13 protein-coding genes are annotated in these 14,843 nt (G+C 71.9%); 5 read left to right on the top strand and 8 right to left on the bottom strand.

The features are described 5' to 3' along the window. Window positions 1–90: 90 nt before the first annotated feature. From EIY87_RS02450 to EIY87_RS02435, 4 genes are all read right to left on the bottom strand, one after another. Entirely contained in the window at window positions 91–570 is a 480-nt protein-coding gene (locus tag EIY87_RS02450; RefSeq protein ID WP_125305991.1) for a hypothetical protein, read from the bottom strand. Window positions 571–618: 48 nt separating this feature from the next. Beyond that, window positions 619–1,854, bottom strand: a complete 1,236-nt coding sequence (locus EIY87_RS02445; protein ID WP_125305990.1) for an MFS transporter — start codon at window positions 1,852–1,854, stop codon at window positions 619–621. An 88-nt stretch (window positions 1,855–1,942) separates the two neighbouring features. Beyond that, window positions 1,943–2,293: a metallopeptidase family protein gene (locus EIY87_RS02440; protein ID WP_125305989.1), complete on the bottom strand. Its 351-nt coding sequence runs from the start codon at window positions 2,291–2,293 to the stop codon at window positions 1,943–1,945. Next, window positions 2,293–3,327 (bottom strand): septum formation family protein, encoded by a 1,035-nt coding sequence (locus tag EIY87_RS02435; RefSeq protein ID WP_125305988.1) that lies wholly within the window; start codon window positions 3,325–3,327, stop codon window positions 2,293–2,295. The genes EIY87_RS02440 and EIY87_RS02435 overlap by 1 nt, the downstream gene beginning before the upstream one ends. A gap of 94 nt (window positions 3,328–3,421) precedes the next feature. Here EIY87_RS02435 and EIY87_RS02430 point away from each other — a divergent pair, with 94 nt between their 5' ends. From EIY87_RS02430 to EIY87_RS02420, 3 genes are read left to right on the top strand one after another with little or no spacing between them, the layout of a single operon-like run. Continuing rightward, window positions 3,422–4,024 carry a hypothetical protein gene (locus EIY87_RS02430; RefSeq protein ID WP_191983920.1) on the top strand — a complete coding sequence of 201 codons (603 nt, stop codon included), beginning with the start codon at window positions 3,422–3,424 and terminating at the stop codon, window positions 4,022–4,024. Next, window positions 4,025–5,191: a glutathionylspermidine synthase family protein gene (locus EIY87_RS02425; RefSeq protein ID WP_125305987.1), complete on the top strand. Its 1,167-nt coding sequence runs from the start codon at window positions 4,025–4,027 to the stop codon at window positions 5,189–5,191. 45 nt (window positions 5,192–5,236) lie between these two features. Next, complete coding sequence (locus EIY87_RS02420; protein ID WP_125305986.1) at window positions 5,237–5,689, top strand: DUF350 domain-containing protein; 453 nt, start codon at window positions 5,237–5,239, stop codon at window positions 5,687–5,689. 58 nt (window positions 5,690–5,747) lie between these two features. Here EIY87_RS02420 and EIY87_RS02415 read toward each other — a convergent pair whose 3' ends face one another. Together EIY87_RS02415 and EIY87_RS02410 are read right to left on the bottom strand one after the other, a co-directional pair. Then, a complete protein-coding gene (locus EIY87_RS02415; protein WP_125305985.1) occupies window positions 5,748–6,662 on the bottom strand; it encodes a haloalkane dehalogenase in 915 nt (304 codons plus the stop codon). A 69-nt stretch (window positions 6,663–6,731) separates the two neighbouring features. Further along, entirely contained in the window at window positions 6,732–8,024 is a 1,293-nt protein-coding gene (locus EIY87_RS02410) for an aspartate aminotransferase family protein (RefSeq protein ID WP_125305984.1), read from the bottom strand. A gap of 121 nt (window positions 8,025–8,145) precedes the next feature. On the opposite strand from EIY87_RS02410, the gene serS reads away from it, so the two are divergent. Together serS and EIY87_RS02400 are read left to right on the top strand one after the other, a co-directional pair. Continuing rightward, complete coding sequence (serS, locus tag EIY87_RS02405) at window positions 8,146–9,408, top strand: serine--tRNA ligase (protein ID WP_125305983.1); 1,263 nt, start codon at window positions 8,146–8,148, stop codon at window positions 9,406–9,408. Window positions 9,409–9,478: 70 nt separating this feature from the next. Continuing rightward, the gene (locus EIY87_RS02400) at window positions 9,479–10,477 is read left to right on the top strand and encodes a DUF3558 family protein (protein ID WP_225439644.1); all 999 of its coding nucleotides are present in this window, start codon (window positions 9,479–9,481) and stop codon (window positions 10,475–10,477) included. Here the strand turns inward: EIY87_RS02400 and lhgO are convergent. Further along, on the bottom strand, window positions 10,474–11,661 hold the full coding sequence (gene lhgO / locus EIY87_RS02395) for an L-2-hydroxyglutarate oxidase (RefSeq protein ID WP_125305981.1): 1,188 nt from the start codon (window positions 11,659–11,661) through the stop codon (window positions 10,474–10,476). The two genes, EIY87_RS02400 and lhgO, sit on opposite strands and share 4 nt — an antisense overlap. Window positions 11,662–11,739: 78 nt before the next feature. Further along, complete coding sequence (locus EIY87_RS02390) at window positions 11,740–14,829, bottom strand: ATP-binding protein (RefSeq protein WP_125305980.1); 3,090 nt, start codon at window positions 14,827–14,829, stop codon at window positions 11,740–11,742. Between the last annotated feature and the right edge of the window lie 14 nt (window positions 14,830–14,843).

Genomic DNA, 14,843 nt, shown 5'->3' with positions numbered 1-14,843 from the left:
GCTGCACTTCTACAATCACCATCGACCCCACAGTGCAACCGGCGGCAAACCGCCGGTCACCCGACTGACCAACCTGCCTGGACATCACACCTAGATGCGGCCGCAGATCTCCTTGGCCTCGGTCAGGTGCCGCTGCCCGGAGATGTCGTTGAAGTGCAGGCTGAGCACCATCCGGCTGACACCGTCGATGTGGTCGGCCAGCGGCTGGTAGTTGGCGTTCACCTGGGCGGCGGCTGCGGACAAGGCACGGGCCGCCGTCATGCGCTGCAGCCGTTCCGCGCTGAGGCCCGGTGTCAGCGACGGCTGCGCGTCCCGGCTCGTGTCGGGCAACTCGCCCACCCGGTCGAGCGCCTGGCACGCCGCGACGGCGTCGTCGAGCGCGCCGGCGTGCACCCCGGACAGCCCCCAGAGCAGCCCGAGCACGCTGCCGCCGAGCACGAACCCGGCGACCGCGCTGAGCACCAGCAGCCGGCGTGACGGCTGCGGTGCGGCGGGCTCGCCGGACCCGGCCGAGGACTCCTCGAAGTCGGGCGCGGCGTCGGTGCCGGTCCCGGTGTCCACGGTGCGCATGGTCGCCTCCTCACCACCACCTGGGTGAGGAGCTATTTCAGCTCAAAATCACGGATCCCGGTGCATCAGCGCCCTGGCTGAGTCCGATTCGTCACCGAGCGGGAAGCGCCGCAGCGCCCCGAAGGCGAACGCGGCGATCACCAGCATCGCCACCCCGGATCCGGCGAACGTCCGCGCGGCCGACCCGAGCGCCCCGGTCAGCAGCCCGCCGAGCAGGGCGCCGAGCGGGATCGCGCCCCATACGACCGTGCGCCAGACGCCGAGCACCCGGCCGAGCAGCTCGCCCGGCACGAGCGTGTGGCGCGCGGTCGCGAGCACGACGTTCACCGCGACGACGGCGGCCGCGAACAGGCCGAACAGCGCGGCCCCGGCGACCGGCGAGCGCACCAGGCCCATGCCGCCGAAGCCGGCCCCGCAGCAGACGATCCCGCCGACGACGACCGCGCGGCGGCCGGCCGCGCGCACCAGCCGGGGCGTCACGCCCGCGCCGGCCAGCCCGCCGATCCCGCCGACGAACGCGAAGAACCCGAAGGCCGCGTCCGACAGGCGCAGGTCGTCGAGCGCGTACAGCACCAGCTGCGCCTGCGCGAGCTCGCTGACCAGGCTGAGCAGGCCGGCGACGACGACCAGCCGGCGCAGCAGCCGGTGCCCGCGCAGCCAGCGCAAGCCGTCCGCCAGCTCGGTGCGCAACCGCGTCGGCCGCTCCTCGCCGCGTCCGCGGTAGGTGCCGGTGAGCCCGAGCAGCACCGCGGCCGCGATCGCGAACCCGGCGGAGTTGAGGACGAACGGGAACGCGGCGAAGAGCGCGAAGGCCAGGCTCCCGATCGGGCCGCCGAGGAACGTCTGGCCGACGATTTCGCACGCCTGCAGCTTGCTGTTGGCCGCGTCGAGCGAGCCGTCGCCGACGACCGCCGGGACCAGCGCGTTCGCCGCGCTGTCGGCGATCGTCTCGGCCGTCCCGATGACCAGGGCGGTCAGGTAGACCAGCCAGATCGTCATCCCGCCGGTGGCGACCAGCACCGCCAGCACGCCGACCGCGGCCGCGCGGGCGGTGTTGGCGGCGACCATCGCGCGCCGCCGGTCGATCCGGTCGACCAGCGCCCCGGCGACGGCGGCGAACAGCAGCCACGGCAGGAACTGGGTGGCCGACAGCCCGGCGATCAGCACCGGGTCGTGGGTGAGGGTCGTGGCCAGCAGGGGCAGCGCCACCTTGCCGATGCCGTCGCCGAGGTGCGAAGCCGCGCTCGACGTCAGCAGCCACGGGAGTCTTCGCGCGTTGTCCATCGGGGCCCCCGGCACTCATCGCAATCACCCAATGACTTCGGGTAACAGGATAAGCGCGTAGTCACCCGATGGGGGTCACGGTGCGGGCTCAGCCCCAGCCGAGTTCGTGCAGGCGCGCGTCGTCGATGCCGAAGTGGTGGCCCAGCTCGTGCACCACCGTGATCAGCACTTCTTCGACGACTTCGTCCTCGTCTTCGCACATCGAGAGGATCGGCTGCCGGTAGATCGAGATCCGGTCGGGCAGCACCCCGCCGTAGGACGACGTCCGCTCGGTCAGCGCGATCCCGTGGTAGAGCCCGAGGATGTCCGGCGCCTCGTCGTTGAACTCCTCGACGAGCACGACGACGTTGTCCATCGCCTTCGCGAACTCGGGCGGCACCTCGTCCAGGGCTTCCGAGACCAGTTCCTCGAACCGCTCCCGGCTCATCTCGACCGGCATCAGCCGTTCTTCTTCGACGTCGAGGCCGGCGGGGCCGAGCTCGACGTCGCCGGGCCGCCACCCCCGTCCGACGGCGGGCCGCCGTCCTGCGGCTGGCCGCCGTCGGGACCCGCGGGGGCGGCCTTGACGCTGCCGGTGACCGCCTGCAGGCCGCTCTTGTCGGGCAGCAGCGCCGCCACCTTGCAGTTGACCTTGGCGGAGCCGGCGTCCCAGCTCTCCTGCTCGCGCAGGTCCCAGGTCAGGATCAGCTTCTTCGCGTCGAGGTCGGCGCCGCCGGTGTAGTCCGAAGCCGCCTTGTTGCACTCGGTGTCGAGCCAGGCCTTCTGGTCGTCCTGCTTCGGGTAGCCGTCCTTGAACTTCGACTTGAGGTCGAGGGTCGCGACGATCTCGTAGGAGTGCGGGTTGGCGCAGTCGATCGGGTCGCCGGGCGCCTTGCCCTGCAGCGCCAGGCAGGTACCGGGCTCGAAGACCAGCGACTGGTCCTGCTCCTTGGCCGGCCCGGTCGTCGGCAGCAGCTTGCCGCCGGGGCCCGCCCACTGCAGGCCGCACCGCAGCTGGCGGTCGCCGTCGTCCCACTGCGACGGCGTCGGGCGCAGCAGGTTCGTCGTGAGCTTCCCGTACGGATCGAGGTTGTGGCCGAGGTACGGCTTCACGTCCGAGGTGCACTTCTGCTGCGCGATCTGCTGCCACTGGTCCAGCGAGGGGGCGGGCGCGCCCTCGGGGAACTGGGCGCCGATGTCCACCAGCGCGGTCACCTCGAACAGGTGCGGTTCGGTGCAGGCCACCTTCCGCGCGTCGCTGGCGTCCGGGTTGTCCCAGGTCAGGCAGCTGCCGGGCGGCGAGTGGAACGCCTCCTGCGCGGCCGCGGACAGCTTGCCGGCGCCGCCGCCGGAGCCGCCGGTGACGCCGTCGCTCCAGGAGAAGACGACGCTGAGGGCGAGCGCGATGAGCGCGCCCGCGAAGATCCCGCCCATCACGACGCGGGTGCGCAGCGTCTGCGTGGCGGTGGGGAACCGATCGGCGCTGGGAGACATCGCAGTCCATGATGCCCGCGCCGCGCGCGACGTGCGCGATCCGGGTGGTTAGGGTGGGTCACGGTTTCGTGGTGGCCGGGATTACGGAGCGCACATGACGCAGGACAGCAACACTGGGGACCAGCCGCCCCCCGAGCCGCCGAAGCGCGGTTCGATGAGGTTCCAGGACTCGAACACCCGTCCCAGGCAGCCGTCGGTCGCCGAGCAGCGGGCGCGGCAGCAGGCGCTCGCGCAGGAGGAGCGCGACCAGGAGCTGGCCCGCCAGGCCGACGCCAAGGCCGCGACCCGGCGCAAGATCCTGATCGGCAGCGGGGTCACGGTCGGGCTCGTCGGCCTGGTCGCGACGTTCTACACGGTCGCCAGGCCGACCGGCAACGTCACGGCGGTCTGCACCGACGGAAGCGGCGTCATCCAGAACGACGACTACTGCGACGAGTCGTACGTCACCAGCCATCACGGCTACTCGAGCGGCGGGTTCTGGTTCATCCCGATCAACGGCGGCGGCTACCAGAGCTACCGCTACAACTACGGCGGCACCGGCACGATCGGGCAGCACGTCTCCGGCGGCTCGTACGACCCGCCGTCGTCGCGCACCAACGTCACGACGAAGTCCGGCAAGTCCGTCCAGCGCGGTGGCTTCGGCATCAGCGGCAAGAGCGGCAGCACCGGCGGCAGCGGCAAGAGCGGGGGATCGTAGGTGTACCGGGACCGGCGCGAGCCGCGGCGTGACTGGCAGCGGATCGTCGAAGAGCAGGGGCTCGTCTACGGCACGCCGGCCCGCGACGCCAGCGGCCGCATGCGGCCGTACTGGGACGAGTCCGTGCACTACGTCTTCGACATGGACGAGGTCCTCGCGCTCGAGGCGGACGTCGAACTGCTGCACTCGATGTGCCTGGAGGCCGTCGACAACGTCGTGACGACCGAGGGCTACCAGCGGTTCGGCATCCCCGAGTGGGTCTGGCCGCACATCGCGGAGTCGTGGAAGCGGCAGGACCCGCACGTCTACGGCCGGTTCGACCTGCGCTACGACGGCAAGTCGCCGGCGAAGCTGCTGGAGTACAACGCGGACACGCCGACCACGCTGCTGGAGGCGTCGCTGCTGCAGTGGCACTGGAAGACCGACGTCTTCCCGGACGACGACCAGTGGAACTCGATCCACGAGAAGCTCGTCGAGCGCTGGGGGCAGCTGCAGGACAAGCTGCCGTCGAACGAGCTGCACTTCACCTGGTCGGCCGCGGACCCGAGCGGCGAGGACAACGTCACCACGGCGTACCTGCAGGAGACCGCGGCCGAGGCCGGGCTCGACACGGTGGGGCTGGCGATCGAGGAGATCGGCTGGGACCCGGTGCTCAAGCGGTTCGTCGACCTCGAAGAGTCGCAGATGGCGACCGTGCTGAAGCTGTACCCGTGGGAGTGGGTGGTCGACGAGGAGTTCGGCCGCCACGCCGTCGAGTCGCTGCCGCGGACGCTGTGGATCGAGCCGCTCTGGAAGATGATCCTCTCCAACAAGACGCTGCTGGCGATCCTGTGGGAGAACTACCCGGGCCACCCGAACCTGCTGCCCGCGTTCGCCGACGACCCGGGCCTGCTCACCGAGTACGTCCGCAAGCCGAAGCTGGGCCGCGAGGGCGCGAACGTCCAGATCGTCGCGACCGGCTACGAGACCCAGACCGACGGCGTCTACGGCGCCGAAGGCTTCGTCTACCAGGCGTTCGACCCGCTGCCGGAGTTCGACGGCTACCGGCCGGCCCTCGGCGCGTGGATCGTCGGGGACAGCTCCGCGGGCCTCGGCATCCGGGAGACCGGCGGCCTGGTCACCGACGACGGTGCGGCATTTGTCCCACATCGCATCGTCGAGTCGTGATAGAACACCGTCGCTGATCAGCTCTTTTCTCCTGGGAGACAACTCGTGAACACGACCCTTGCGCTGTCCGACACGTTCGGCTCCGACCTCGTGCGGGGGATCGGCGCGATCCTGCTGTACGGCGTCGTCGGCCTGCTGCTGATGTTCGCCGGCTTCTACGCGATCGACTGGACCACGCCCGGCAAGCTGTCGAAGCTGGTCACGCAGGGCCTGCCCAACGCCGTGATCGTGACGGCGTCCGGGATGCTCTCGATGGCGTTCATCGTCGTCGTGGCGATCTTCAACTCGGCGAGCGACCTGACCGAGGGCCTGATCACGTCGCTGGTCTACGGTCTGCTCGGCATCGTCGTCCAGGTCATCGCGGTCCGGCTCCTGGAGTGGGCGACCCGCATCGACGTGGCGTCGACCATCGAGAGCGAGAAGTTCGCCCCGGTGAGCATCGTGGTCGCGGCCGCGCACCTCGGCCTGGGCCTCGTGGTGGCGGTCGGCATCTCCTGACGTTCTTCCGTGAAGGCCCCCTCGAGAGCTCTCGAGGGGGCCTTCACGGCGTTCGGGGTCAGCCCCGGACGAAGCGGGCCACGTGCTCGGCCAGCTCCTCGCCCGCGTCCTCCTGCAGGAAGTGCCCGGCCCCGGCGATCACCGGGTGGTCCAGGCCCTGCGCACCCTTCATCGAGCGCTTCAGGATCGGCGCCATCCCGCCGGTGATCGGGTCGCCGTCGGAGAAGGCCACCAGGAACGGCAGCTCGAGTTCCGTCAGCGTCCGCCAAGCCGACCGGTTCGCCGCGGACGCCGGGTCGTCCGGGCGGTACGGCACCAGCGAGGGCATCGCCCGCGGGCCCGCCTTGTACATCTCGTTCGGGAACGGCGCGTCGTACGCCACCCGCTCGGCCTCGGACAGCGACGAGGCGCACCCGGACTGGACGAACCGGGCGACGTCCAGCACCGGGGCCTTCTCCACGGCCTCCCGGAACGCGTGCCACTGCGGCGGCATGTCGACGTCGCCGGTCGGCAGGCCGGTGTTGGCCGCCACCACACGCGCGAACCGCTTGGGGTGCTCGGCCACCAGGCGCAGGCCGATCAGGCCGCCCCAGTCCTGGCCGACCAGCGTCACGTCGGTCAGGTCCAGCGCGTCGAACGCGAAGCCGCGCACCCACTCGACGTGCCGGGCGTAGGTGTGGTCGGCCAGGTCGCCCGGCTTGTCCGAGCGCCCGAAGCCGACCAGGTCCGGCGCGATCGCGCGGAGGCCCGCCGCGGCGAGCACCGGGAGCATCTTGCGGTAGAGGTACGACCAGCTCGGCTCGCCGTGGAGGAGGAGCACGACCGGGCCGTCGGCCGGCCCCGCCTCCACGTAACCGACTCTGATCACGCCGCCGTGCGGGTCGTCGAGCTCGGTGTACTTCGGCTCGAAGGGGAAGTCGGGCAGGTCCGTGAACCGGTCTTCCGGTGTCCTCAGCAGGCGCACGCGACCCACGCTAGTGCGAACGGGCGAACGCGGCCACGCTCCCGCGGCATCCCCACCGGATGGCCCACGACGAGCGGCTCAGCCCAGCGCCGCGTGCGTGGCCGCCAAGGAGTCGAGCAGGATGTCGAGGCCTTCCTGGGCTTCCTCGGCGGTCAACGTCATCGGCGGACCCAGGCGCAGCACGTTGCCGTGCAGGCCGCCCTTGCCGATCAGCAGGCCGCGTCTCTTGGTCTCCTCCAGCATCCGCGCCGCCGCCGGCACGTTCGGCTCGGTCGTGCCCGGCTTGATCAGCTCGACGCCGATCATCAGGCCCTTGCCCCGCACCTCGGCCACGATCGGGCTGTCCGAGGCACGCAGCCCGGAGATCAGCTGCGACCCGCGGGCCGCGCAGTTCGCCTGCAGGTCGTGGTCCTTGATGTAGTCCAGCACTGCCGTCGCCCCGGCCATCGACACGGGGTTGCCGCCGAACGTCGAGAACGACTGGGCCTGGAAGCAGTCCAAGACGTCGCCGCGGGCCACCACGCCGCCGACCGCGAGCCCGTTGCCCAGCCCCTTCGCGAACGTCATCATGTCCGGCGTCACGCCGTGCGCGTCGATGCCCCAGAAGTGCTCGCCGGTGCGGCCCCAGCCGGTCTGGACCTCGTCGGAGACGAACAGCACCCCGTAGGAGTCCAGGACCTCCTTCATCGCCCGGAACAGCCCGTCCGGCGGGAGGCTGAAGCCGCCGACGCCCTGGATGGGCTCGGCGATCAGGCAGGCGACGTCGCCCGCGGTCGCCGTGTCGAGCACGTCCACCAGGTCCGCGACGCAGGCGTCGATGTAGGCGGCGTCCGGCAGGTCACGGAACGGGCTGCGGTAGCGGTACCCGCCGTGGACGTAGTTGACCTTGACCGGGCTCAGCGCCGACGCCGACCAGCCGCGGTTGCCGGTGATCGCGACCGTCCCGAAGGACCGGCCGTGGTAGGAGTTCCGCATCGCCAGCACCTGGTTGCTGCGCCGGAACTGCGTCGCGAGCATCAGCGCCGTGTCGTTGGCCTCGCTGCCGGAGTTGGTGAAGAACACCTTCGCGTCCGGGATGTTCGACAGCTTCGCGATCCGCTCGGCCAGCTCCACCTGCGAGCGGATCAGGTACAGCGTCGAGGTGTGCAGGATGCCGGTGTCGAGCTGCTTGCGGACCGCGTCGCCGATCTCGGCGACGTCGTAGCCCATCGAGTTGGTCAGCACCCCGGCGAAGAAGTCGAGGTAGGTGCGGCCCTGCGAGTCGGTCATGCGCCGGTCGTGCGCGTGCACGATCTCGATCGGCTCTTCGTAGAGCAGGGACATCCAGGACGGCATGACTGCGCGGTGCCGGGCGAGCAGCTCGTCGGTCATCGGGGCGCCTCCTCCGGGGTTTCCCTGGAGTATGGGGACGCCGTGAACAGGGCTTCAACGATCAGACTGTCGGGATAACCCAGTAGGGCCGCACAGTCTGTACGGACTACCCTCTGTCTTCGTGATTGACCCCAGGACTCTGCGCGAAGACCCGGAAGCCGTGCGCGCGTCGCAGCGCGCTCGTGGTGAAGACGAGGGAGTGGTCGACAAGCTGCTCTCCCTCGACACCCGGCGCCGGTCTTCCATCGCGGCCGCGGACAAGCTTCGCAACGAGCAGAAGCTCCTGGGCAAGCAGATCCCGAAGGCGCCGCCGGCGGAGAAGCAGCAGCTGCTGGCCACGGCCAAGGAGCTCGCCGCGCAGGTCAAGGCCGCCGAAGCGGAGCAGAACACGTCGTCGGAGGAGTTCGACCAGCTCTTCCGGACCGTGCCGAACCTGGTGCACCCGGACGCGCCGGTCGGCGGCGAGGACGACTTCGCCGTGCTCAAGCACGTCGGCGAGCCGACGAAGTTCGACTTCGCCCCGAAGGACCACCTCGAGCTGCTCGAAGCCCTCGGCGGCGTCGACATGGAGCGCGGCGCGAAGGTGTCGGGCTCGCGGTTCTACTTCCTCACCGGCGTCGGCGCGCAGCTGCAGCTCGGCCTGCTCAACATGGCCATCGCGCAGGCGCTCGAAAACGGCTTCACGCCGATGATCACGCCGTCGCTGGTCCGCCCGGAGATCATGGCCGGCACCGGTTTCCTCGGGCAGCACTCGAGCGAGATCTACCACCTCGAGGACGACGACCTGTACCTCGTCGGCACGTCGGAGGTGCCGCTCGCGGGCTTCCACGCCGACGAGATCCTCGACCTGAACGACGGCCCGAACCGCTACGCCGGCTGGTCGTCCTGCTACCGCCGCGAGGCCGGCTCGTACGGCAAGGACACCCGCGGCATCATCCGCGTGCACCAGTTCGACAAGGTCGAGATGTTCGTCTACGCCAAGCCGGCCGACGCCGAGGCGGAGCACGAGCGGCTGCTCGGCTGGGAAGAGCAGATGCTCGCCAAGATCGAGGTGCCCTACCGGGTGATCGACACCGCGACCGGCGACCTCGGCACGTCCGCGCACCGCAAGTTCGACTGCGAGGCGTGGATCCCGACCCAGGACACCTACCGCGAGCTGACCTCGACGTCGAACTGCACGACGTTCCAGGCCCGCCGGCTGTCGGTCCGCTACCGCGACGAGAACGGCAAGCCGCAGATCGCCGCGACGCTCAACGGCACGCTGGCCACCACCCGGTGGATCGTCGCGATCGTCGAGAACCACCAGCAGGCGGACGGCTCGGTCCGCGTACCGGAGGCGCTGCGCCCGTTCGTCGGCGGCAAGGAAGTCCTCACGCCTCGCTGATTTGGGTGGATCCCCGGTGCTGCTCCGTTCGTCCCAGTAAGGTCCGGGCCGAACGGGAGGATCAATGCGCATGAAGTGGCAGGTGGCGGTGGCGCTGGCCGCGGTGACCGTGGTGACCGCCGGGTGCACGGTGGCCGTCGGCGGCTCGGCGTCGCCGGTGCCCGGCCAGGGCCCGGTCGTCAAGGCTGTCGACGCCTGCAAGCTGCTCGACGAATCCCAGGTCGACGCCCTCGGCTACCAGCAGCCGGGCAAATCGGTGGCGGAGGACAAGGACCGCCTCCAACCGCCGACGTGCTTCTGGAGCCTGAAGGACGAAGACGACCTGTCGGCCGTGCTCAGCGTCGGTCTCGCGTCGGACATGGACTTCAACGAGTACATCGCCGGCGCCGTCCCGAAGTCCTCGCCGCAGGAGATCGGCGGGTTCAGCTGGACGCAGTACGGCTCGATCCTCCCCGACGACTGCACGCTCTACACCTCGCTCGGTGACAAGTCGTTCGCCTTCGTCGGCGTCTCGACGAGCGACCTCGAGAAGTCGTGCGAGCTGGTGAAACAGGTGATCCCGCAGGTCGCGGCGCACCTGCCCGGCGGCCAGGACGCGCCGCCGATCACGCCGCGGACGTCGGCGAAGCCGGAGCCGGGCGGCCCGCTGCTGTCGGCCGACCCGTGCGCCACGCTCAAGCCCGACCAGGTGGCGCAGCTGAAGAACATCTCGCCCCAGGGTGAGAAGACCAACTCGACCGTGATCCCGAACTCGACGTACTGCCTCTGGGACGACACCGACGGCGACGAGGGCCAGAAGGCGTTCGAGGTCTGGTTCGGCCCCAGCACACCGGTGGCGGACTGGCCCGGCGCGAAGGGCGTCAACCCGACCGAGACCATCGACGTCGGCGGCAAGAAGTGGGGCCTGTACCCGAACATGGGCGGCCTGCGGGCGACCTGCGGCGCGACGCTGGCGGTCACCGAGACGTCGTCGATCCAGGTGGTCAGCGGGTTCATCGGGGACGACACCAAGACCTGCGACATCGTGAAGCAGGCCCTGCCGCTGGTGACGCCGAACCTGCCGGGCTAGGCCTCCGACACCTGGTCCGCGATGTGGCGCGCGATCTCCAGCGCGCTCGTCGCGGCCGGTGACGGCGCGTTCAGGACGTGCACCTGGTCGCGCGCGGTCTCGATGAGGAAGTCGTCGACGAGCGAGCCGTCGCGGCGCATGGCCTGGGCGCGGACGCCGGAGCCGTGGCGGACGATGTCGGCCTCGGTGACGGCCGGGACGAGCCGGGCGAGGCTGGCGGCGAAGCGCTTCTTCGAGAACGAGCGGCGGACCTCGTCGAGCCCGGTCGGGAACGCGTACTTCTTCGCGAGCCGCCAGACACCGGGGAAGGCCGCGACCTCGGCGACGTCCTTCGCGGAGAAGTCACCCCAGCGGTAGCCCTCGCGGCGCAGCGCGAGCACGGCGTTCGGGCCGGCGTGCACGCTGCCGTCGAGCATCCGCGTGAGGTGCACGCCGAGGAACGGCAGCGTGGGGTCCGGAACCGGGTAGATCAGGCCCTTGACCAGGTGCCGCCGGTCCGGCTTGAGCTCGTAGTACTCACCGCGGAACGGCACGATCTTCGCCGACGGCGTGATCCCGGCCATCCGCGCGACGCGGTCGGAGTGCAGGCCGGCGCAGTTGACGAGGGCGTCCGCGACGACGACGTCGCTGCCGGTGGCGACCTCGACCCCGCCGTTCGCGCCCGCCCGGATGGCCAGCGCGGGACTGTCCAGCCGCAGGTCGACCCCGGCTTCGTCGAGCAGCCGCACGAGCGCGTGGCAGACGGCGGGGAAGTCGATGATCCCGGTGGACTCGACCCGCAACGCGGCGACGCAGGCGACTTCGGGCTCGTACTCACGGGCTTCCGCGGGCGAGATCCGCTTGGCCGGCACGCCGTTGGCCTCGGCCCGCTCGGCGAGCGTGTTCAGCGCGGGGATCTCGCGTTCGTCGGTGGCGACGACGAGCTTCCCGCACACCTCGACCGGCACGCCGTACTGGCGCGCGAAGTCCACGATGGACCGGTTGCCGGCGACGGACATCCGCGCCTTGAACGAGCCGGGCTTGTAGTAGAGCCCGGCGTGCACGACGTTCGAGTTGTGCCCGGTCTGGTGGGCCGCCCACCGGGACTCCTTCTCCAGCACGGTGACGTCCAGCCCCCGCTTGGTCAGCTCCCAAGCCACAGCCAGCCCGACGATCCCGCCCCCGACGACCACCACGTTGCGCACGATCGACCAGGCTACGCGAATCCCGCGCCGGATCGTCGCCGCGGCCTTGACGTGCCCCAGCGGCGCCGCCGACCCGACTCAGCCCACCAGTCCGGCCGCCGTCAGCGCCTTCTGCGCGCTCATCCCCGCCCCCGTCGCGTACGCCCGCTCGAAACCCTCCCCACCCAGCGAATCCAGCACCCGCGCCCGCACCGCGGCGGCGTCCGGATCACCCGGGATCGCCGTCCCGCGGACCCCCGCGGCCGCGCCGAGCAGGAGGGCCGCCGGTTCCGGCTGGGCGGCGCCGGCCAGGCCCTCCAGCGCGAACGCCACCACGTCGCCCGCGTGCCACCGGTGTCCCATCAGCAGCGCCTCCCGGTGCAACTGGGCCGCCTCGGCCGGGCGGCCTTCCGCCACCGCCAGCCAGCCCAGCGAGATCAGCGCGCCCGCGCGGACCGATTCCGCCGCGAAGGACCCGCCGGGGCACTCCGCCAGCGCGCGCTCGTTCAGCGACCGGGCCGCGGCCAGGTCGCCTTCGTACCGGGCCAGGTTCGCCAGTCCGACGTACGCCGCCGCGCGGGACTCCGGCATGCCCGCGCGCCGGGCCGTCGCCGCGGCGAGGTCGTAGTCGGCCTGCGCGCCCGCGCGGTCGCCCGAGAGCAGCCGGGTCCACGCGCGGCGGCAGATCAGGTCGGCCACGTCGTCCGTCGCGCCGATCTCGTGCATCAGGCTCAGCGCTTCGTCCATCAGCGGCAGCGCCGCTTCGTGCTCGCCCCGCCAGGTCAGCAGCTGCGACAGGTGGTCCAGCGCCATCGACAGGCCCCACCGCTCGCCCAGCGCGCGGAACTGCGCCGCGCCCTCGCGCAGCCCTTCCTCGGCCTCGGCCAGCTCGCCCAGCATCATCGCCCGCAGGCCGACGCCCGTCGGCAGCAACGCCCAGCCCCACGGGTCACCGCGGGTGAGCAGCCCCTTGCCGCGCCCGAGCATCTGCTCGTCGTCGCCGGGCGGCCCGACGACGACGCCCATCAGCATCACCAGCATCGGGTTCCGGGGCGTCCAGTCGCCGTTCACCGAGTACTCGCGCACCAGCGGCAGGTACTGCTCCAGCGTCTCGTGGGGGTTCCCGGACAACGCGCCGAGCACGCACACCAGGAACTCTTCGGGGTACTGCTCCTGCAGCTCCGGCGAGCAGCGCGAGACGACCTCCAGCGACAGCCCGGCGCCCTCGAACCGCCGTCCGCGCATCCACCAGTACATCGCCAGCAGCGGCACCAGCCGCAGCGCCAGCCCGACGTCGTGCGCGGTGGCCCAGCGCAGGGCGGCCAGGACGTTGTCGTACTCGGCGTCGAACCGGTCGAGCCACTCGAGCTGCGCCGCGGTCCGCAGCATCGGGTCGGCTTCCTCGGCGAACCGCAGGAAGTACTCCGCGTGCGCGCGGTGGATCCGCTCGGTCTCGCCCGCCTCGGCGAGCTTCTCCGCGCCGAACGCGCGGATCGTCTCCAGCATCCGGAACCGGCCCCCGACCGCCTCGACGAGGGACTTGCCCGCCAGCTCCGGCAGCAGGTCGACGTCGGCGCCGCACACCTCGGCGGCGGCCGCGGCGGTCGCGCCGCCGGCGAACACGGTGAGCCGCCGCGCAAGTTCGCGCTCCTCGTCGTCGAGCAGGTCCCAGCTCCACTCGACGACGCCGCGCAGCGAGCGGTGCCGCGCCTCGGCCGTCCGGCTGCCGCGGGCCAGCAGCCGGAACCGGTCGTCGAGCCGGGCCGCGATCTCGCCCGCGGGTAGCGCCCGGACCCGGGCCGCGGCCAGCTCCAGCGCCAGCGGCAGCCCGTCGAGGGCCGCGCAGATGTGCTGGACGTCGCCGATCGTGGTCTCGTCGAGCGCGAACGCGGGATCGCTCGCGGCGGCGCGGTCGGCGAAGAGCCGGATCGCCGCGAACCCGCGCGCCTGCCCGGCGGGCGTCCCGGGCGGCGGGACGGCCAGCCGCGGCACGGGGGCCAGCTGCTCGCCGGTGATGCCGAGCGGTTCCCGGCTGGTCGCCAGCACCCGCAGCCCCGGGCACGCGGCGAGCAGCCGCGCGGTCAGCCGGGCCGCGACGTCGACGACGTGCTCGCAGTTGTCGAGCACGAGCAACGTCGTCCGGTCGCGCAGCGCGCCGATCAGCCGCTCGACCGGGTCCTGCGGGCCGCCGCGGGAGCCCTCCCGCAGGCCGAGCGCGGTCAGCACCGCGGGGACGACACCGCCGCCTTCGTGCGGGGCGAGCTCGGCGAACGCGACCGGTCCGGCTTCGGCGGCGGTGACTTCGATGGCCAGCCGGGTCTTGCCGGTGCCGCCCGGCCCGGTCAGCGTCACGAGCCGGTTGCGCCCCAGCAGCTCCGCGACCTGCCGCAGCTCGGCGTCCCGGCCGACGAAGCTGGTCAGCTGGGCGGGCAGCGCCGGGATCACCGGCTGCTCGGTCTCCCCGCGCAGCACCGCGAGGTGGGCTTCGGCGAGTTCCGCGCCGGGGTCGGCGCCCAGCTCGTCGGCCAGCGTGCGGCGGGCGTCCTCGAACGCGGCCAGCGCGTCCGCGGGTCGTCCCGCGGCGGCCAGCGCCCGCACGAGCTGGGCCCGCGGCCGTTCCCGCAGCGGCCGCGCGGCGACGGTCTCCCGCAGTCCGGTCAGGACGTCTTCGGCCTGCCCCAGCGCCAGCCGGGCCTCGACGTGGTCGTCCACGGCGTCGGCCCGCAGCTCGTCGAGCCGCGCGACCTGGGCGGCGGCGAACGGCGCGTCCGCCAGATCGCTGAACGCCGGCCCGCGCCACAGCGCCAGCGCGCCGCCCAGCAGCTCCGCGGCCCGCGCGGCTTCGCCGTTCTTCAGCAGCGCACGCCCTTCGCGCGCCAGGCGTTCGAAGGCGTGAACGTCCACTTCGTCCGGTCCGACGGCCAGCCGGTACCCGGCCGCGGTGAACTCGACCGGGGCCAGTTCCTTCACCGCCGTCCGCAGCCGCGACACCTGGGACTGGAGCGCGTTCGCGGCGCCGTCCGGCGGGTACTCGCCGTACATGCCGTCGATCAGCCGGTCGGCCGGGACGAACCGGCCGGCCTCCAGCGCCAGCAACGCCAGCAGCGTCCGCGAGCGCGGTCCGCCCACCGCCACCTGCGTGCCGTCCGGCGCCCACGCGGCGACGGCCCCCAGCACCCCGAATCGCATGCGCCCAGCGTAGG

The organism is Amycolatopsis eburnea, from assembly GCF_003937945.1.
GTDB lineage: Bacteria > Actinomycetota > Actinomycetes > Mycobacteriales > Pseudonocardiaceae > Amycolatopsis > Amycolatopsis eburnea.
The sequence above is the reverse complement of the archived record's forward strand: the minus strand, read 5'-3'. Positions and strand labels throughout refer to the sequence as shown.